Source organism: Streptomyces sp. NPDC051172 (assembly GCF_040682555.1).
Taxonomy (GTDB): Bacteria; Actinomycetota; Actinomycetes; order Streptomycetales; family Streptomycetaceae; genus Streptomyces.
Genome location: NZ_JBFBBE010000002.1, coordinates 1 through 18811, shown reverse-complemented (window position 1 = coordinate 18811; position 18811 = coordinate 1). Strand labels below are relative to the sequence as shown.

The following is an 18811-nucleotide window of genomic DNA, read 5'->3' as shown; positions in this document are numbered from 1 at the left end:
GAAACGGGGAGCCGGCGGATGTTCGGCAGTCGCGTCCTGCGCTGGTTGCTCGTGCTCCGGGACGATCTTTGGACGGCTCGTGCGGATCCGTTGCCCGCCTTCGGGCGGCTGCGGCGGGTCCCGCACGGCGTGCTGTGCTTCGCCGCGTTCTGGATCACGTTCGGTGGCACGGCGCAGCTCACGGACAACGGACGTCTGGGCTTCGGCTCCGGCTTCCTGATCGCACTCGCGCAGGGCGGCGCGGTGGCGCTGGCGCTGTGGCGGCCGATCGCGGCCTGGTGGCTATCGACGACAGGCTCCGTCCTGGGGGCGGTCGCGGTGCACTTCAGCCTGACCGGCAGCGCGGCGCACGACTTCACCTGGCCGTGGACCGCGGCCGGGATCATCGCCCAGCTGCTGGTACTGCTGCTGCTCGCCCTGCGCGTGCGTACCCGCGTGTCCGTGGAGGCACTGGCCCTGACGGTGCTCGTCACGCTTGCTCTTCAGGGCATGTGGGACGCGCCGCACCTGCAGTCCGCGAACCCGGAGCAGTCGACGGGCCCGCTCGCGATCGCCCTGTCGGGCGTCGCCGTCCTGCTCGGCATCGCGCTGCGCAGCCGCCGCGAGGCCCGCGCGGAGGTCGGCCGGCTGACCACCCTCACCGCCGAGGAGCGGGCCAGGCGCACCCTCCTGGAGGAGCGCAACCGCATCGCGCGCGAACTGCACGACGTGGTCGCCCACCACATGTCCGTCATCTCCATCCAGGCCCAGGTCGCCCCGCACCTGGTGGAGAACCCGCCCGACGAGCTCAGGGAGAACCTTGAGGGCATACGGAACAACGCGCTGGAGGCGCTGACCGAACTGCGCCGGGTGCTGGGCGTGCTGCGCTCCGAGGACCCCGGCACGGACGCACCGGCCGACGACGGCAACGACCCGCACAGCCCGCAGCCCACCCTGGACCGGCTCGACGCGCTCGTCGAGAACACCCGGGCCGCCGGTCTGGCCGTGACCACGCGGACCACGGGGGAGCGGCGCCCGCTGCCGTCGGGTGTGGAGCTGTCGGCGTACCGGATCGTGCAGGAGGCGCTCAGCAACGTGCTGCGCCACGCGCCCGGCGCGAGCGCGAGCGTCGAAGTCGTCTACGTTCCCTACGGGTTGCGCGTGGAAGTCGTCAACTCCCGTCCCCTGCATGAGGCTCCGGCGTCACCGGGCGCGGGCCACGGTCTGCTAGGTATGCGGGAACGGGCTGCGATGCTCGGCGGCGACCTGGCCGCACACCCCCGGCCGAACGGCGGCTACCAGGTCTCCGCCTTCCTGCCGGTCGACCCGCGCGCCGACGGCCCGGACCTGCCCGATGCCCCTGCCCCCGCCACCGACCCGAAGGACGACACCGCATGACGAGCAGCAGCAACAGCCCCATCCGGGTAGTGATCGCCGACGACCAGCAGATGGTCCGGCAGGGCTTCACCGTGCTGCTCAACACCAAGCCGGACATCGAGGTGATCGGGCAGGCGGTCGACGGCCTGGACGCCGTCGCGAAGGTCGCCGAACTCGCCCCGGACGTCGTCCTCATGGACATCCGCATGCCGGAGCTCGGCGGCATCGAGGCCACCCGCCGAATCACCGCGGAGACACCGCACATCAGGGTGCTGGTGCTCACCACCTTCGACCTCGACGAGTACGTGTACGAGGCGCTGCGCGCGGGCGCGTCCGGGTTCCTCCTCAAGGACGCCTCGGTGGACCAACTGGCCGAGGCGGTACGGGTGGTGGCGGCCGGCGACGCGCTGCTCGCGCCCGGCATCACCCGTCGGCTGATCGCCCAGTTCTCCCGCCTGGACGGCAAGCCCCGCGCGCCGCTGAAGGAACGCGTCGGCGACCTGACCGAGCGCGAGACGGAGGTTCTCGCACTGATCGCGCAGGGCCTGTCGAACGCGGAGATCGCCCAGCGCCTGGTCGTCGCCGAACAGACCGTGAAGACCCATGTGGGCCGCATCCTGGTGAAGCTGGGCCTCAGGGACCGCACGCAGGCGGCGGTCTTCGCATACGAGTCGGGCCTGGTGCGCCCGTCCGGCTACTGACCCGTCGGTCCCGCGGCCCGTACCCGTAGTACCTGAGGGGGAGGCCGAAGGACCCTCCTCACTGGTGACGACCACGCCTTGCGCCGCGGCCTACCTTTTCATCGTGACCGAGACGCCCCACACGCAGCCGACACCGCCGGGCCGCACCAGGCACCTGGAGCCGCCGGACAGCGCATTCGAGCCGTACAAGCCGCGCAGCCCGGAGTTCAGGGCGGCCTTGGACGCCCTGCGCGGAATGCGCCAGGACCTGTTCCACGACGCCTTCGCCTACCGTCCGCTGCCGCGCCTGAGCGCGGACGCCCCGTTCGTCCGCCGCTTCTCCGGCCGACTGCGGGAGTACGCGACCTGGACACCGCACGCCCTGATCACCGCGGCCGGCCTCTTCGCGATGCTCATCGCGTCGCGCAGCGACTACCGCGGCGCGGGCGTCAACCTCTTCCTCGGTCTGCTCGCCCTGGGCCCGGTCCTGCTGACCATGGTGCGGCCGATCGGCGCGTTCTGGCTGTCGATGGCGGCGACGCCGGTGGCCGCGGTGGTCGGCTCCGACTGGGGTGACCAGTGGCCGTGGCTGCCGGGCAGCTTCGCCTGTCACCTGTTCGTGCTCACCATCGTGGCCATGCGCACCAGGCCGCGCACGGCGGCTTGGATGTGGGTCCTGACAGCGGTGTACAGCGCCGCGGTGGAGCTCTTCCCCGCCGGCGGCCAGAGCGCGTTCGGCTCGAACGCCATGCAGATGCTGTTCGTCTCCGCCATGTTCCTCCTCGCCGTCTCCCTCAGACACATCCGCCGCGAGGCCCGCCAGGAGGTGACCGCCCAGCAGACGGTGACCGCGCACGAGCGTTCCCGCCGCACCCTCCTGGAGGAGCGCACCACGATCGCCCGAGAGCTGCACGACGTGGTCGCCCACCACATGTCGGTGGTTGCCATCCAGGCGGAGGCGGCCCCCTACCGGGTCGAGAACCCGCCCCCGGAGCTGGAGAAGGCGTTCGCCACGATCCGGGAGAACGCGGTGGCGGCGCTCACCGAGCTGCGCCGCGTGCTGGGCGTGGTCCGCGCCGAGGACTACGAGGCCCCGGACGCCCCGCAGCCCACCCTCGCCGACCTGGACGCGCTGCTCGCCAATGTGCGGGAGACGACGGGCCTGAGCGTCGACAAGACGCAGACCGGAGCGGTACGGGAACTCCCGCAGGGCGTCGAGCTGTCGGCGTACCGCATAGTGCAGGAGGCGCTGAGCAACACCCTGCGCCATGCACCGGGCGCCGCTGCCAAGGTGGAGGTGTCGTACGTGCTCGGCGGCCTGGGCCTGCGCGTAGTGAACGGTCCGCCGCCCGAGCCGTCCCTGGTCAAGCCCTCACCGGGCGCCGGCCACGGCATCACCGGCATGCGGGAGCGCGTCACCATGCTGAACGGCGAGATGACGGCGGCCCGGACGGACGAGGGGGGCTACGAGGTGACGGTGTTCCTGCCGGTCGCCCACGCAGGCGAAGGTGACGCATGACCATCCGTGTCCTGATCGCGGACGACCAGATGATGGTGCGCGAGGGCTTCTCGGTCCTGCTCAACGCGATGCCGGACATCGAGGTGGTGGGCGAGGCGGTGAACGGCCGCGAGGCGGTCGACCGCGTCCGCGAACTCGCCCCCGACGTGGTCCTGATGGACATCCGCATGCCGGAACTGAACGGCATCGAGGCGACCCGCGAGATCGTCGCCGCGAACAGCACGGCAAAGGTCCTGGTCCTGACGACCTTCGACCTCGACGAGTACGTCTACCAGGCCCTGCGCGCAGGCGCCTCCGGCTTCCTCCTGAAGGACGCCTCGGCCCGCCAACTCGCGGACGGCGTAAGGGTGGTGGCCTCCGGCGAGGCCCTGCTCGCCCCCTCAGTGACGAAGCGCCTGATCACGGAGTTCTCCAAACTCTCGGATTCGCCGCGCCCGATGCACTCGGCGACAGCGGCCTACGGCGACCTCACCGAACGCGAAACAGAGGTCCTGGTCCTCATCGCCCAGGGCCTGTCCAACGCCGAGATCGCCGAGCAACTGGTGGTCGCCGAGTCGACGATCAAGACCCACGTCAGCAGGATCCTGGTGAAGCTGGGGCTACGGGACCGGACCCAGGCGGCGGTGTTCGCTTATGAGGCGCGGTTGGTTACGCCGGGTTAGGTGCGGCAGGCACGAGGGCGAGCGGGCCCTTGGGCCTGTCTCCGTCGCGGCGAGCGGGTGCGGGACGAATGAACCGTCGCGGTCGCCCCGCACACTCGCCGCCGGAGTGGCTCGGCGGTCAGCTGCCGACGAGCATCTGCCAGGTCTTCGGTCCCACCTGGCCGTCCACGCTCAGGCCGTGTGCGGACTGGAAGGCTCGGGCGGCGCTGTTGGTGCCGGAGCCGAAGCTGCCGTCGACGGTGAGGCCGTAGCCGAACTTGTTCAGTTCCACCTGGGCGGCTCGGACGGCGTCGCCGCTGGAGCCCTGTTGGACCTGGACGATCAGCGCGGACCAGGTCTGGGGGCCTATCTGGCCGTCGACGCCGAGGCCGTGTGCGGACTGGAAGCTCTTGGTCGCGGCGAGGGTGGCCGGTCCGAACTGGCTGTCGGCGGTGATCGAGGCACCGTGGTCGCGGAGAAGATACTGCGCGGCCAGCACGTTGTTCCCGGTGTCGCCCTCAATGACATTCGGCCACGGCGGCGCGACGGTACCGCCGCCCGATGCACCGTTCCCGGTACCCACGAGCATCTGCCAGGTCTGCGGTCCCACCTGGCCGTCCGCGCCGAGGCCGTGTGCGGACTGGAAGGCTCGGGCGGCACTGTTGGTGCCGGAGCCGAAGCTGCCGTCGACGGTGAGGCCGTAGCCGAACCGGTTCAGTTCCACCTGGGCGGCTCTGACCGCGTCGCCGCTGGAGCCCTGTTGGACCTGGACGATCAGCGCGGACCAGGTCTGGGGGCCTATCTGGCCGTCGACGCCGAGGCCGTGTGCGGACTGGAAGCTCTTGGTCGCGGCGAGGGTGGCCGGTCCGAACTGGCCGTCGGCGGTGATCGAGGCACCGTGGTAGCGCAACAGGTACTGCGCCGCCTGCACGCTGGGCCCCGTCATTCCGTCGGTGATGTTCGGCCACGACGGCAGGATGACGCCGGTGCCGCCGCCCTTGCCGCCCCACTGGCCGAAGTCGGCGGCCATCGCCTGGTCGAGGTCCGCGTCCTTCCCGGCGACCGTGATGTCGTTCTGGACCTGCCGCAACTGCGCGCGGCTGTCCCAGTTCCCGCCGGACCACGCGTACGTCTGCCAGCCCCAGGCTATCTTTTCGTTGTCGAAAAGCTCCTTGATGACGTGGTAGCCGCCGTACGCACCGGTCCGAGACCGGCCGATGACCGAGGCGACGCCGTCGAAGTAGGAGTTGAGCGCGGAGTACATCGAGGGCTGAAGGTCGAAGTCCACGCTGAAGTAGATCGGCCGCGACGACGGCATCCCGTTGGCCAGTGCTTGCCGGTTCGCCTCAGTGGCATGCCCGGCCCCCTGGGAGTTGGGGTCGGAGGGGACGCCGCTCTGCCAGGACTGCAGCCCGTCCGACTCCCAGTTGGAGACGATGCCCAGATTCGCGGCGGTCAGGGCCTCAGCCTCGGACAGAGTGAGGACCTTCGAGTTCGGCAGCCAGCTGAGGTAACGGCACACGAAGCCGTAGCCGGCGGCGGCGACCGAAGAGGCGGTGAGTGACGCGTCGGAGTAGTCGATCCCGTAGCCGGACGCCGCGGACGCCGCGGACGCCGACTGGGCCAATCCGATGCCGGTCGCGGTGGCCACCGCGGCGCCGCCGGCGAGGGTCAGCAGTCTGCGTCGGGACAAACGGTGGCCGGGGTCAAACATGCTCATGACATAGTCCAATCCTTGGCGTCCGGTTGCGGTGAGCAACGCGGAAGCAGTCGGAAGCAGGCGAAGGTAGCGCTGCGGGTGATCTTTGGGCCCCGGTCCGGCCCGCGTCCACGGCGAGTCGAGATCTGCTGGCATTGCGGGACGGCACGGGCGCTGACCTGCGGGGATCCGCAGCGGCGTGACGGTTGGGCGGGACGGTTCCGGCCGTGTGACCGGGACCCCGGGATCAGGTGGCGTGGAAGGCGTCGGGCGTCGCTGGTCGCCGGAACGGCTGGATCATTCTCTTTCCGGCATGGGTGACTTGTTCTAGCACCCAGGCTGCACGTGGGCTCCCGAAGCAGGCCCCTGCGGGGCGCCTGTTCCCCACCGCGGAGCGCAAGGGTCGTATGCACACCGATCTCGGGCGTGCGTGGTGGCAGTGGGGCAAGCCGGAACAGACCGCGAACGAGCTGCTGTCCGCCCTGCGCGTCTCCCCAAGAGAAGTGCGCGCGGCTGACCCTTCACGTCGTCGCCGGTTCGCACCGCAGGGGCCTGGACCTGCGGTCACGATCACGGGCTCCAGCGCGAAGCATGCCTGCAAGTCTCCGGGGCCTGGGGCTGCGAAGTGTGACACTTTCCTGGAGAGTGTCACGGTCTGCGCAGCCTGGTTGTGCGGATGTCCTGGCGTGCGGCGCCCCTGCCGCGGAACTCCTCGACGAGGCGGGCGACGCCGGAGAACCCGTAGCCCATGGTGAGGGCGGCACGGAGCTCGCCGGCCGTGTGCATGGGCGGGAGGTGGCTCATGCCGCCGCCAGTTCGCACCACACGTATTTGCCCCGGCTGCCGTTCCTCGACTGAGGCTGCCAGCCCCATACGTCGGCGCAGGCCCGGACCAGGGCGAGGCCGCGGCCGTTCTCGGCGTCGGCGAGGCGGTCCAGCGGGCGCGGCGGCTCCGGAGGCTCGGGATCCGCGTCCCACGCGCCGAGGCGCAGCGTGCCCGGCGGCGACCAGCGCACCCGTAGGGCCGCGGGCCCCTTCGTGTGCAGTACGGCGTTGGACACCAGCTCCGCGGCGAGCAGCTCCGCTGTGTCGGCCAGGGTGATCAGGCCGTGCAGGGTCAGGATCAGGCGGAGGGTGCGGCGGCAGACGGTGACGGCGCGGGGGTCGTTGGGGATGTGGAGGGTGTACTCCCACGGTTCGGATTCGTTTTCGGGCATGCGGCAACTCCGGTTCGCTGGTGGGGGTCTGGCGGTGGCATCGCCGCGGCCGTCATGGGAGGCAGGACGGAGCGGTGCACTTCCGCAGCGTGTGCGTTGCGTCACCGACGGTATGGCAATAAATATTGCCCGCGCAACCGGCTGTCGTAGTCTTGCGCTCGAACGAGGCATACAGACAAGGGCGTTGAGGAGAGCGGATGCCGCTGAGGAGCCATGCGACCGCACGGCAAGTTCGCCTGGGGACTGAGCTACGGCGCCTCCGCGAGGCGGCCGGGCTGAAGGCGCGTGAGGTAGCTGGACTGCTGAATTCGACCTCGGCACAGATAAGCCAGATGGAGCTTGGTTTCGCCGGTGTCAGTGAGGAACGGGTGCGGCGCCTCGCGGCTCATTACGCCTGCACGGACCACGCGTTGATTGATGCGCTCGCGGCGATGGCCACCGATCGGACGCGTGGCTGGTGGGAGGAGTACCGAGGTGTGCTGCCGCCGGTGTTCCAGGACGTCGCTGAAGTCGAGCATCACGCGACCTCCCTGCGCGAGGTCGTGATCACGTATGTCCCCGGGCTGCTCCAGACTGCGGACTACGCACGTGCGGTCTACAGGTACGTGCACCCCGGATTGCCCGAGAGTGAGTTGAAGCCTCGGGTGGAACACCGGATGAGGCGACGCACTGTCATTGAGGGCGACCGTCCGACGCCGTACGAGACACTCATCCACGAATTCGCTCTGCGCGCGCGTGTGGCGGACCGCGCTGTCAGCCGGGCCCAACTCCGGCAGATCCTCGATCAGATCGAGCAGGGACACGCCACGGTACGGGTCATCCCGATCGACCAGGACGGCTTCGGCGGTGCCGGGATCTCGATGATGTATGTCGGAGGCCCGGTGCCCCGACTAGACACAGGTCTGCGTGACGCTCCTACCGGCGTTGCATTCATTGATGCGGAAGCCCAGTTGGAGCAGCTTCGAACGCTCTTCCTTAAGATGCAGGCAGCGTCGCTGGACCCCGCAGCGTCTCGGGACTTCATCCACCGCCTGAAGAAGGAACTCTGATGCACTGGCGAAAGTCCACGTACTCCGGTGGCGGCGATGGCGATACCTGTGTCGAGATCGCCGAGCTCCCCACCCGCATAGCCGTCCGCGACTCCAAGGCCCCCGCCCGCGCCACTCTCTCCTTCCCGCCCGCCGTCTTCACCGCACTCATCGACCACCTGAAGCACAAGCCCAAGGACTCCGGTCAGGTGTGACGCGTGGCGAAGATCCTTATCCGCGTGGCCCCGGGGCTCGTGGTTCTCGTCGGCCCGCCTGCCTCCGGCAAGACCAGCTTCGTACAAGCGCTCATCGCGCGTCGGCAGATCGACGGGGACGCCGTGGTCTCCAGCGACGAGATCCGCGCCGAACTCGTCGGCACCCCACCCACCGAAGCAGCTGACTCTCAGATCTTCGAGGAACGCGACCGCAGGATCGGCGCCCGACTCGCCGCCGGGCGAACCGCGATTGCCGAATCCACGAACGTCACCCCACAGGCCCGCACTCGCCTGATCACCATCGCCAGACGTTTCGACGCCCCGGTGACCATGCTGCGATTCAGTCCCGACCTCGATGTCCTCCTTCAGCAGCACGCGGAGCGGGACCGTACGGACATCACTGCCGCCGACGTCCGCGCCTACGCCGCCGTCGTGGCTCGGCACGCACGGGCCGACCGACTGCGCTCAGAGGGTGCGGACGCCGTCCACGACGTCCCCGGACGCCCTCAAGGGGTCACGCCCGCCCAGGCCGCAGCGTGCTTCTCATTCGCACCTTTCCTTGGATCGGCTTGATCAGGTGTCTCTCCTCAATGGGAGCTGCCATGTCCGTGACACGGCTACGATTGGCCGACTTCTGGGGTTGGAGGGGGAGTTGAGGATGATGGTGCGACGGAGATCGCTCGGCTTCGTTGGTGTGGCGGCACTGGTGCCGCTGGTGGCCTCCGGTGCTTTCACCGCTTCCGCGCAGGCTGCGTCGGCCTCGCTGGTCGTCAACACGCTCGGCCGGCACGGCGCCAAGGTCCCTACGACGGTCAACGTCGTCGCCGTGCCGTCCGGGCAGACGTACAGCGTGCAGTCCGGCAAGCGGATCAGCCTGCCGGCGGGGCGCTACATCGCGATGACCGACATCTGGGAGCACGGCACGGAGGGGTGGGGCACCGACACCATCGGCGCGCAGGTCGTACAGGTCTCGGGCAGCAAGTCGGTGACGATCGACGCGCGCAAGGGCAAGGCCGTCAAGGTGTCGCTCGACACGCCCGCCGACGTGACCGAACCGCCGAAAATCAGCGCGCAGGTGTGCGCCGCCACCGTCAGCAACATGCCCTCCGCCTTCAGTACGGGCGGCTGGAACGACGAGGGCTCCCTGTACGCCATCCCGAACTCCTCCAGGCTGCTGCAGTTCGGCTATCTGGCGCAGTGGTCGGGCAACGACAGCTACGTCGCCGCGAAGAACACCACGGGTATCCCGGCCGCGCCCGGTGGGTCGTTGAAGCGGTCGAACCTGGCGACGATGCGCTTCTCGGTACGCAGCGGTACGGAGATGGCCCGTCAGCACGACACCGCGCTCCAGGCGCAGCCGCAGACCGACGACTGCACGACGGACCTGATGGCCACGGTCCGCGACGACAACGCGCCGTACAGCGCCACCGTCCATGTGACGCCCGGCACCTGGCAGCCGCGTGACGACATCATCGCGGGCAACGGCGACGACGTCGGCGGCGGCTTCCCGAAGGTCAGGACGCTGAAGGCGGGGCAGAGCTTCACCCAGTCCTTCGGGAGGGCCGTGTGGAGTCCGATGCACTATCTGCCGCTGCTCGGGCGGAAGTCCGTCACCTTCATTCCGGAGGCCCTGATCGGTGATCCGGACGTCGGCCCGAGCGGCGCCGACCCGACGAAGGAGACGGTGGTCCTGTCCAAGGGAAGCACCACCATCAAGAAGAAGACCCTGACCAACTGGGGCAGCAGCGACGCCTCTTTCTCCGCCGGTGTCCGCTCGGCCGGCTGGTACCGCCTGACCGTCGACGCCCAGCGCTACCGTCCGGGCATCACCTTCCCCGCCGGCATGCTGTCGTCTCGCGCCACCCTTGACTGGCACTTCAAGGTGGCCGACCCGAACAAGGCGATCGTCGCCCCCGTCTTCCTGACCCGCTTCCTGCCCACCGGGCTGAACAGCAACGACCAGGCCGCGACGAACAGCACCACGACGGTCGACGTGAGCGCCGGGCGCGGCTCCCAGGGCCCCGATGTGAAGTTCACCGAGGTGACCGCCAAGTCCGTCCGGGTCTGGTCGTCCGCCGACGGCGGCAGGACCTGGCAGGCGGCGACCGTCAAGCACATCGGCTCGTCCTGGCAGGCGTCCGTCCACAACCCCGCCTCCGGTGCCGTCGCCCTGCGCTCCGAGGTGACCGACTCCGCCGGGGACCGCTCGGTGGAGACGGTGTACCGGGCGTACGCCGTCAGCTGAGGCCGTCGGAGACGTCGCACGATGTCGTCGCGGGCCGCCGCTGGAAAACCCGGTGGCCCCGGCGCACCACCTGAGTAGGGTCGGGCGAGTGCCCGAGCTGAAACGGCTGCATGCCGGTCATGCCCCGGCGGTCCTCGCCTTCGAGCTGGCGAACCGCGCCTACTTCGCCGCCTCGATCACCGACCGCGGCGACGACTACTTCGAGCACTTCACCGAGCGGTACGACGCCTTGCTGGCCGAGCAGGAGGCCGGCATCTGCGCCTTCCATGTGCTCGTCGCGGAGGACGGTTCGGTGCTCGGCCGGTTCAATCTGGTCGACATTGAAGATCACAGCGCAGAGCTCGGTTATCGGGTCGCCCAGCATGCCGCAGGCCGGGGCTTGGCGACCGCGGCCGTGCTGGAGCTGTGCCGGCCGGCGGCGGACCGGCACGGGCTGCGCACCCTGCGGGCGGCCGCCGCCCACCGGAACGTGGCGTCCCGGAAGGTGCTGACCAAGGCCGGTTTCGTCCCGGTCGGCCCGGCCGACCCGGCCCACATCGGCGGTGAGCAGGGCACCTGGTACCGGCGCGACCTCGTGCCGGAGCACTGACATCCCTGGTCAGGCGGGTGGATACCGGGTTAGCGTCCGTCCATGACCGCCTTCGACCCGTGGGACCCGGAGTTCCTGGCCGATCCCTACCCCGCCTACGCCGACCTGCGTGCCAAGGGCCGCGTGCACTTCTACGAGCCCACGAACCAGTGGCTCGTCCCGCACCACGCGGACGTCTCCGCGCTGCTGCGCGACCGGCGGCTCGGGCGGACGTACCAGCACCGGTTCACGCACGAGGACTTCGGCCGCACCGCACCGCCCGCCGAACACGAGCCGTTCCACACCCTCAACGACCACGGCATGCTGGACCTGGAGCCGCCGGACCACACCCGGATCCGGCGACTGGTGTCGAAGGCGTTCACACCGCGGACGGTCGAGCAGCTCAAGCCGTACGTCGGCAACCTCGCCGGGGAGCTCGTGGACCGCCTCGTCGAGAAGGGCGGCGGCGATCTGCTCAGCGACGTCGCCGAGCCGCTGCCGGTCGCCGTCATCGCCGAGATGCTGGGCATCCCCGAGGCCGACCGTGCCCCGCTGCGCCCCTGGTCGGCCGACATCTGCGGGATGTACGAGCTGAACCCGTCGCAGGACACGGCGCGGAAGGCCGTCCAGGCCTCCGTCGAGTTCTCCGACTATCTCCGCGAGCTGATCGCCGAGCGTCGCCGCACCCCCGGCGACGACCTCATCTCCGGGCTCATCGCCGCCCACGACGAGGGCGACCGCCTCACCGAGCAGGAGATGATCTCCACCGCCGTCCTGCTCCTCAACGCCGGCCACGAGGCGACCGTCAACGCCACGGTGAACGGCTGGTACGCCCTCTTCCGGAACCCGGAGCAGCTGGCCGCCCTGCGCGCGGACCACTCCCTCGTCCCCACCGCCGTGGAAGAGCTCATGCGCTACGACACGCCGCTCCAGCTCTTCGAGCGGTGGGTGCTCGACGACATCGAGGTCGACGGCGTCACGATGCCCCGCGGCGCCGAGATCGCGATGCTCTTCGGCTCCGCCAACCACGACCCGGAGGTCTTCCGGAACCCCGAGCGGCTCGACCTGACCCGCACGGACAACCCGCACATCTCCTTCTCCGCAGGCATTCACTACTGCATCGGGGCCCCGCTGGCCCGGATCGAGCTGGCGGCATCGATGACGGCGTTGCTGAAGAAGGCCCCCGGGCTGCGGCTGGCGGCGGAGCCGGAGCGGAAGCCGAACTTTGTGATCCGGGGGTTGGAGGGGCTGAGTGTCGCGGTGAGGTGATCACCCGGCTGATCACCTTCCGAATCCGGGCGATGGTCGTGAACGACTCGTCAAGCTGGTGCCTGCCTGCGAAGGGAGGCACCATGACGGTTATGGCAGAACGCGCGTCGGATCAGATGTCGGTGGACCTGTTCGAGCGGATCGCCGAATTCGCCGAGCATGAGGACGAGACCGTCAGGTTCGAATTCATCGACGGACGGATCGGACTCAAGAAGGTGACGAACGGCAACCACGGGACGATCACGATGTGGCTGATCCGTCAGTGCATGCGTGCCCGGCCCGAGCTCGATCTCAATCCGTTGCAGGGCCTGAAGGTGGAGGCCTAGCGCAAGGGCCGGGCGCGGCCCGACGGTGTGCTGGCACCAGTCGACCACTTCGTGTGGCAGGGCGACTGGGCTGAACCTCACGGCGTTCTGATGGCAGTCGAGATCACGTCGTACGACTCGGACACCCACAACCGCGACCGTGTGGAGAAGCCCCGGGCGTATGCGGAGGCGGGTGTCCCCGTCCACTTGCTGATCGACCGTGACAACCTTTCGGTTCTCGTACACAGCAACCCGCATCCGGAGGTCGGATACCGCGACATCCACGTGTCCCGGCTCGGCGACAAGGTCAGCCTCCCCGATCCGGTCGGAATCGAGCTCGACACCGAGGAACTCAAGTACGTCGACTGAGCGGTTCGGGTCAGGTCGTCATGTCCCGCCGCCGCAGTCCCGCAAGCCCCGCACCCACCAGCACCACCGTCAGCACGGTCAGCAGCGCCACCGGCCCCCACTCCATCCCCCCGCCCGGCAGCTTCGGCAGATGGCCGAACGGCGACAGATCCAGCACCACCCGTGGAGCGTCCAGCGCCGGACCCACCCAGCCGATCAGCAGCACGGCCCCCGCGACACCCCAGGCCGCCGTCGCCGCCCGCGGGACCACGCCGTAGAGCAGGACCGCCACCCCGCCGATCACCCACACCGCGGCCACCTGCACCAGGCACGCCCCGAGGATCGGCCCCGCCGCCTTGCCGTAGCCGATGACGAAGCCCAGGCCGGTCAGGAGCATGATCAGCACGGCTCCGCCGAACGCGACCGCCAAGTGGCCGCAGGCCCAGCGTAGACGCCCCACCGCATTCGCCAGCACCGGCTCCGCCCGCCCCGACGTCTCCTCGCCGTACAGCCTCAGCACGCTCGACACGATGTAGAGCGCCGCGACCAGGCCCATCATCCCCACCATGGAGGCCAGGAAGGCGTCCGTCAGGCCCCGCTGTCCGCCCATTCGCTCGAAGATCTTCCGGGCGTTCTCGTTCTTGCCGACCAGGTCCGTCACCCCGTCCGTCAGACCGCCGTAGACGACGCCCACGACGAAGAAGGCGATCGACCAGCCGAGGACGCTGCCCCGTTGCAGCCGCCAGGCCAGCGCGCCCGCCGAGCCCAGGCGGCCGGACGCCGGTCCGGGGCGCGTGGGCAGGAAACTCATGCCGACGTCCCTGCGGCCCGCCAACTCGTAGGCCACCCCGGCCTGGAGCGCCACCGCCGCCGCGAACAGCGGCAGCACCCACCAGCGTTCACCGGCGTAGGGCCGCAGGTTCTCCAGCCAGCCGAGCGGGGAGAGCCAGGTCAGGGCCGAGGAGCCGTCGTCCGTCGCCGCGTCGCCCGCCGCGCGCAGCACGAAGGCCGCGCCCAGGACGCCCGCGGTCAGCCCGCGGGCCAGCCGCGCGCTCTCCGTCAGCTGGGCGACGATCGCCGCCATCGTCGCGAAGACCATGCCGACGGCCGCGAGTCCGAGGCCGAAGGCCAGCGCGCCCACGGCCCCCTGGCCCGCCAGACCGGCCGCCACCAGCAGCGCCAGTGCGGCATTTGCGACTCCCGCCGCCAGCAGGGCCGCCGTCAGCGAGGCCCGGCGCCCCACCGCTCCGGACGCCACCAGCTCCTGCCGCCCGCTCTCCTCCTCGTCCCGGGTGTGCCGTACGACGATCACCAGGCTCATCGCCGCGGTGAGCAGGCCTGCGTACACGCCGACGCGCCACGCCGTCAGCGCACCGATGGAGGTGTCGAAGACGGGGCCGATCAGTGCGCGGAAGGAGGCGTTGGTCGCCACCTGGTGGATCAGGTCGGCGCGGTCGGCCGGGGTGCCGTACAGGTTCTTCAGGGTGTTCGGCATGGAGAGGACCATCAGCGCGTTCACGCCGACCCAGACCGGGATCATCAGCCGGTCGCGGCGGAGCGAGAAGCGCAGCAGCACACCCGTGCCCGCGAACGACGTCATCGCGCCGCCACCCCCTCGTCCTGGTAGTGGCGCAGGAACAGCTCCTCCAGTGTCGGCGGGGTCGAGGTCAGCGACCGTACGCCGGACTCGCTCAACTGTCGCAGCACAGCGCCGAGTTGGTCCGTGTCGACCTGCAGTCGCACCCGCCTTCCCTGGACGACGAGGTCGTGGACGCCGGGCAGGTGCGCCAACCCGTTGGGGGGACCGGCGAGTTCGGCCGTCACGCTCGTCCGCGTCAGATGGCGCAGATCGGCCAGCGAACCGCTCTCCACGGTCCGGCCCTTGCGGATGATGCTCACGCGGTCGCAGAGCTCCTCGACCTCGCTGAGGATGTGCGACGACAGCAACACCGTACGACCGCGCTCCCGCTCCTCCTCCACGCAGCGCTGGAAGACCTCCTCCATCAGCGGGTCCAGGCCCGACGTCGGCTCGTCCAGGATCAGCAGGTCCACGTCCGAGGCGAAGGCGGCCACCAGGGCGACCTTCTGGCGGTTGCCCTTCGAGTACGTGCGGCCCTTCTTGGTGGGGTCCAGCTCGAAGCGGTCGATCAGCTCGGCCCGGCGCCCGGCGTCGAGGCCGCCGCGCAGGCGGCCGTACAGGTCGATGACCTCACCGCCGGAGAGGTTCCGCCACAGGGTCACGTCCCCGGGGACGTACGCGATCCGGCGGTGCACCTCCACCGCGTCCCGCCACGGGTCGCTGCCCAGCACCTGCGCGGCACCGGAGTCCGCGCGCAGCAGGCCGAGCAGGACGCGGATGGTGGTGGACTTGCCCGAGCCGTTCGGGCCGAGAAAGCCGTGCACCTCGCCGGACTCCACCTCCAGGTCGAGACCGTCCAGGGCGTGGGTGCGGCCGAACGACTTGTGGAGGCCAAAGACGCTGATTGCCTTCGTCATGCTTCAGAACGTACGCTTCTTTCAGAAATTTGTGAAGTTAAAGAAGTATATAAAGACTATGAAGCCCGGTTAGGGTGGTGACCATGACGGAGTCGAAGGCGGTGGGGCGGGACCCGGAGGCGGTCTCGAAGTTCGTGGAGAGTTTCGCGGCGCAGCTGGTCGAGGCCGGGATGCAGCGGATGCCCGCCCGAGTCTTCGCCGCCCTGCTCTCCTCCGACGAGGGCTCGATGACCTCCGTCGAGCTGGGGGAGCAGCTGCAGATCAGCCCCGCCGCGGTCTCCGGCGCGGTGCGCTATCTGACCATGACGCACATGGTCTCGCGGGAGCGTGAGCCCGGTTCGCGCCGCGAGCGCTACCGGGTGCACGGCGACCAGTGGTACGAGGCCCTCACCAACCGCGAGGCCCTCATCAAGCGGTGGGAAGGGGCTTTGCGGGAAGGCGTCAGCAGCCTGGGTGCCGAGACCCCCGCAGGACGCCGCATGGCCGAGACGCTCGCCTTCTTCGAGTTCGTCGAGGGCGAGGTCGCGGCCATGATGGAGCGGTGGCGGGTGCACCGGGAGAAGACCTTCGGGCCGGGCTGAGCGCCGAGGCGCACCGACGCGTTGTGCCGCTCGCAGAAGGGAGAACGGCGACCTTATTATCCCTTCCGGGGCGCGGGGACGCCTCACGCGGCTTCAACCGAGGGGCGGACATGGCGCGTTGGAAAGCCATGCCGGCCGGGCTCGACCCGGCGGTCGTGGAATTCGTTGCGGAACTACGGCGATTGAAAGACGCATCCGGGCTCAGCCTGCGGGACCTTGCCGACGGAACGGGCTACAGCTCCTCGTCCTGGGAGCGTTATCTCGGCGGCCGACTGCTGCCGCCGCGCGAGGCGGTCGAGTCGATGGCCACGGCTGTGGCGGCGGACTCGGCCCGGCTGCTCGCGCGGTACGAGAGGGCGAGGGACGCTTGGCGTCGTGACCAGCTCGCCGACTCGGGGCCGGAGGAACAGGCTGACTCCGGGCCGGCCGAAGGGGGCGACTCCGGGCTGGGCGACGGGGCCGACTCCGGGCTGGGCGACGGGGCCGACTCCGGGCTGGGTGGAGAGGATGACTCCGGACCGGCCGACACCGTCGTGGCCGACGCCGAGGTCGGTGCGAAGAGCGCCGATCCCCGAGTCCGGGCGTTCCTGCGGCAGTTGGCGACGGTCGGGATCTCGGCCGCGGCGGGCGCGGGGATCGCGGTGCTGGTGATGGCGCCGGGGCACAGCGCGTCGGCGACGGCCGCAACATCCCGTACGACTGTGGCGACCGCCAAACCGGTGCCGTACACATGCCACTTCGTGCGCAAGGCGGGGCTCTGGTACGCGGGCAACAGTGCGACCCGCACCGACCATCTGCAGGTCGACATGTGGGGACCCGAAGTCGCCGAGCTGCAATGCCTGTTGCAGCACGCGGGGCAGTCGCCGGGCGGGATCGACGGCAACTTCGGTCCGCTCACCGAGACCGCGGTGATCGACACGCAGAAGGCGTTCCATCTGGATGTCGACGGCCAGGTGGGGCCGCAGACCTGGGCGGCGCTGAGGCGATGACGCCGATACTCCCGGAGTGCGCCCGCCTCGCGGCGGAACTGCGCCTGCTGCGTGAGCGTTCAGGGCTGAGCCTGTCCGCGCTGGCCGACGAGTCGTCGTACAGCAAGTCGTCCTGGCAGCGGTACCTGGCGGGTCGCGCGCTGCCACCGTGGCTCGCCGTGCGTGCGCTGTGCGTCCTGTCCGACGAACCCGAGCCGCGACTGCGGGCCGTGTGGGAGCTGGCCGAGGCCGCGTGGAGCCGGCGGGGCGCGATCGAGGTGGTGGAGCCTACGAGCGGGGCGGAGAGATCGGCGTCTGTGGACGACCGTGCGGCGGAGCCGGCCGCCGTACCGGAACGGGCACCCGCGAGGCCATCGCGGTGGCGGGTCGGAGCGGCCGCCGGTGTGGCCGTGATGCTGCTCGCCGCTCTGCTGTCGCTCACCAGCCGGGCGTGGACCGACGCCGACGCGTCCGGGTCCTCCACCGCGGCCTTCCGCGTCGGCTGCACGGGAAGGGCCTGCGACGGACTCGACCCGGGGGTGGAGAAGTGCGGTGTGGAGCAATCTCCAGGGATGCCGAAGACACTGCTCCACCAGCAGACCCCGGCCGGCTTCGGGCTGGAGATCCGCTACAGCCCGATGTGCCGTGCCGCCTGGGCCAGGGTCTGGAACACGGCCGTCGGGGACACCCTCGTCTTCACGGCTCCCGGACAGCCGGAGCAGAGCCGTGGCATCGACAGCCCGAGCGACGCCGCCGGGTTCGTCTACACGTATCTGGCCGCCGTCACGAGCCGTGCCTCCCGGCTCACGGCATGCCTGCGGACCGGAGCGGACCAGCCTCCGAAATGTTTCTCCGCGCTGTCACCCTGACCCTTGTGTCGAGTCGTCCGACGGCGACCCGCGAATCCGTCATCCGACGCTGAAACAGCACAGGTCAGAGCCGGTACGGTTCCGCCGTTCCAGCAGATTTCCTTGAGCCGTCGACACCCGGAGCGGGCGCCCCGGAGCATCGTCCCGGCGGGGTGGTCCCCCGGTCCGGTGCGCCGGATCGAGTGGCCCCGTCCGCCGAGGCGATGTGACCCACGACTTGAGGAGGAGACGAAGTGCGACCGAACACTTTGCCGAGGGCGCTGGCGGGACTCACCACCATCGTCGCGATCGCCGCCGGGACCCTGGCGGGAGCGACCAGCAGCTTCGCGGCCACGCCGGCGTCCGCGCAGGTCTCGACGCAGACGGTGGGTTCCCGGACCGTCGCTCCGCGCGACACGGTGAACCTCGGCCTGAGCACGACCCAGGCCAAGTACGTCCAGTGCTGGCTGCGGGACTACTGGGGCTACACGGACGGGATCGACGGGCAGCTCGGCACCGACAGCTGGAAGGCGTTCCAGCGCAACCTGAAGGAGTACTGGGGTTACACCGGCGCGATCGACGGAGACGTGGGCGGCGGCACGGTCTCGGCGCTGCAGCGTCTGCTGCAGGCCTACTGGGGCTACACGGGCGGCATCGACGGAGAGGCGGGACCGGGAACCCAGGCCGCGTTCAAGAGGTTCGCCGACAACCGCGCCGGCCTCTGCTGAACGGTTCGGACCGGTCAGAGCCCGCGCCCGCCACCTGCCGAAGCATCACCGACCCCGTCGACGAGGTATGGGTCGACGCCGTGGGCGAGTTCGAGGGCAA

Annotated in this window: 19 protein-coding genes and 2 pseudogenes; 16 read left to right on the top strand and 5 right to left on the bottom strand. The window is 70.0% G+C overall.

The features are described from left to right. Positions 1-18: 18 nt before the first annotated feature. The 4 genes from AB0N07_RS01305 to AB0N07_RS01290 all read left to right on the top strand — a co-directional run bounded on the left by AB0N07_RS01305 (position 19) and on the right by AB0N07_RS01290 (position 4217). Entirely contained in the window at positions 19-1377 is a 1359-nt protein-coding gene (locus AB0N07_RS01305; protein WP_365830847.1) for a sensor histidine kinase, read from the top strand. Continuing rightward, complete coding sequence (locus tag AB0N07_RS01300) at positions 1374-2057, top strand: response regulator transcription factor (RefSeq protein ID WP_344406013.1); 684 nt, start codon at positions 1374-1376, stop codon at positions 2055-2057. Before AB0N07_RS01305 ends, AB0N07_RS01300 begins: the two co-directional genes overlap by 4 nt. A gap of 154 nt (positions 2058-2211) precedes the next feature. After that, a complete protein-coding gene (locus AB0N07_RS01295; RefSeq protein ID WP_365831154.1) occupies positions 2212-3555 on the top strand; it encodes a histidine kinase in 1344 nt (447 codons plus the stop codon). After that, the gene (locus AB0N07_RS01290) at positions 3552-4217 is read left to right on the top strand and encodes a response regulator transcription factor (RefSeq protein ID WP_365830845.1); all 666 of its coding nucleotides are present in this window, start codon (positions 3552-3554) and stop codon (positions 4215-4217) included. Before AB0N07_RS01295 ends, AB0N07_RS01290 begins: the two co-directional genes overlap by 4 nt. 118 nt (positions 4218-4335) lie before the next feature. Here AB0N07_RS01290 and AB0N07_RS01285 read toward each other — a convergent pair whose 3' ends face one another. Continuing rightward, positions 4336-5916 carry a peptidoglycan-binding protein gene (locus tag AB0N07_RS01285; RefSeq protein WP_365830843.1) on the bottom strand — a complete coding sequence of 527 codons (1581 nt, stop codon included), beginning with the start codon at positions 5914-5916 and terminating at the stop codon, positions 4336-4338. A gap of 350 nt (positions 5917-6266) precedes the next feature. On the opposite strand from AB0N07_RS01285, the pseudogene AB0N07_RS01280 reads away from it, so the two are divergent. Further along, positions 6267-6404, top strand: a pseudogene (locus AB0N07_RS01280) (transcriptional regulator); the annotation flags it as partial. 139 nt (positions 6405-6543) lie between these two features. Here the strand turns inward: AB0N07_RS01280 and AB0N07_RS01275 are convergent. Further along, complete coding sequence (locus AB0N07_RS01275) at positions 6544-6699, bottom strand: hypothetical protein (protein ID WP_365831188.1); 156 nt, start codon at positions 6697-6699, stop codon at positions 6544-6546. Then, the gene (locus tag AB0N07_RS01270; protein ID WP_365830841.1) at positions 6696-7112 is read right to left on the bottom strand and encodes an ATP-binding protein; all 417 of its coding nucleotides are present in this window, start codon (positions 7110-7112) and stop codon (positions 6696-6698) included. Before AB0N07_RS01270 ends, AB0N07_RS01275 begins: the two co-directional genes overlap by 4 nt. A gap of 197 nt (positions 7113-7309) precedes the next feature. On the opposite strand from AB0N07_RS01270, the gene AB0N07_RS01265 reads away from it, so the two are divergent. The 7 genes and pseudogenes from AB0N07_RS01265 to AB0N07_RS01235 all read left to right on the top strand — a co-directional run bounded on the left by AB0N07_RS01265 (position 7310) and on the right by AB0N07_RS01235 (position 13111). Continuing rightward, positions 7310-8161: a helix-turn-helix transcriptional regulator gene (locus AB0N07_RS01265; RefSeq protein ID WP_365830839.1), complete on the top strand. Its 852-nt coding sequence runs from the start codon at positions 7310-7312 to the stop codon at positions 8159-8161. Then, complete coding sequence (locus AB0N07_RS01260) at positions 8161-8355, top strand: DUF397 domain-containing protein (RefSeq protein ID WP_365830837.1); 195 nt, start codon at positions 8161-8163, stop codon at positions 8353-8355. Before AB0N07_RS01265 ends, AB0N07_RS01260 begins: the two co-directional genes overlap by 1 nt. 3 nt (positions 8356-8358) lie before the next feature. Beyond that, entirely contained in the window at positions 8359-8928 is a 570-nt protein-coding gene (locus tag AB0N07_RS01255; RefSeq protein ID WP_365830835.1) for an ATP-binding protein, read from the top strand. Between the two features lie 88 nt (positions 8929-9016). Further along, on the top strand, positions 9017-10600 hold the full coding sequence (locus tag AB0N07_RS01250; protein ID WP_365830833.1) for a hypothetical protein: 1584 nt from the start codon (positions 9017-9019) through the stop codon (positions 10598-10600). 88 nt (positions 10601-10688) lie between these two features. Continuing rightward, positions 10689-11189 carry a GNAT family N-acetyltransferase gene (locus AB0N07_RS01245; RefSeq protein WP_365830831.1) on the top strand — a complete coding sequence of 167 codons (501 nt, stop codon included), beginning with the start codon at positions 10689-10691 and terminating at the stop codon, positions 11187-11189. A gap of 42 nt (positions 11190-11231) precedes the next feature. Further along, positions 11232-12437 (top strand): cytochrome P450, encoded by a 1206-nt coding sequence (locus AB0N07_RS01240; RefSeq protein ID WP_365830829.1) that lies wholly within the window; start codon positions 11232-11234, stop codon positions 12435-12437. 83 nt (positions 12438-12520) lie between these two features. Beyond that, positions 12521-13111, top strand: a pseudogene (locus tag AB0N07_RS01235) (Uma2 family endonuclease). Positions 13112-13121: 10 nt separating this feature from the next. On the opposite strand, the gene AB0N07_RS01230 reads toward AB0N07_RS01235, so the two are convergent. Both AB0N07_RS01230 and AB0N07_RS01225 read right to left on the bottom strand, forming a co-directional pair. Beyond that, positions 13122-14690 carry an ABC transporter permease gene (locus AB0N07_RS01230; protein WP_365830827.1) on the bottom strand — a complete coding sequence of 523 codons (1569 nt, stop codon included), beginning with the start codon at positions 14688-14690 and terminating at the stop codon, positions 13122-13124. Further along, positions 14687-15586 carry an ABC transporter ATP-binding protein gene (locus AB0N07_RS01225; RefSeq protein WP_365830825.1) on the bottom strand — a complete coding sequence of 300 codons (900 nt, stop codon included), beginning with the start codon at positions 15584-15586 and terminating at the stop codon, positions 14687-14689. Before AB0N07_RS01225 ends, AB0N07_RS01230 begins: the two co-directional genes overlap by 4 nt. 83 nt (positions 15587-15669) lie before the next feature. On the opposite strand from AB0N07_RS01225, the gene AB0N07_RS01220 reads away from it, so the two are divergent. The 4 genes from AB0N07_RS01220 (at position 15670) to AB0N07_RS01205 (ending at position 18711) form a co-directional block, all read left to right on the top strand. Beyond that, positions 15670-16167 (top strand): MarR family transcriptional regulator, encoded by a 498-nt coding sequence (locus AB0N07_RS01220; protein ID WP_365830823.1) that lies wholly within the window; start codon positions 15670-15672, stop codon positions 16165-16167. A gap of 110 nt (positions 16168-16277) precedes the next feature. Then, positions 16278-17156 carry a peptidoglycan-binding protein gene (locus tag AB0N07_RS01215; protein ID WP_365830821.1) on the top strand — a complete coding sequence of 293 codons (879 nt, stop codon included), beginning with the start codon at positions 16278-16280 and terminating at the stop codon, positions 17154-17156. After that, positions 17153-18004 carry a DUF2690 domain-containing protein gene (locus tag AB0N07_RS01210; protein ID WP_365830819.1) on the top strand — a complete coding sequence of 284 codons (852 nt, stop codon included), beginning with the start codon at positions 17153-17155 and terminating at the stop codon, positions 18002-18004. The genes AB0N07_RS01215 and AB0N07_RS01210 overlap by 4 nt, the downstream gene beginning before the upstream one ends. Positions 18005-18237: 233 nt before the next feature. After that, positions 18238-18711: a peptidoglycan-binding protein gene (locus AB0N07_RS01205; protein WP_365830818.1), complete on the top strand. Its 474-nt coding sequence runs from the start codon at positions 18238-18240 to the stop codon at positions 18709-18711. The last annotated feature ends 100 nt before the right edge of the window (positions 18712-18811 follow it).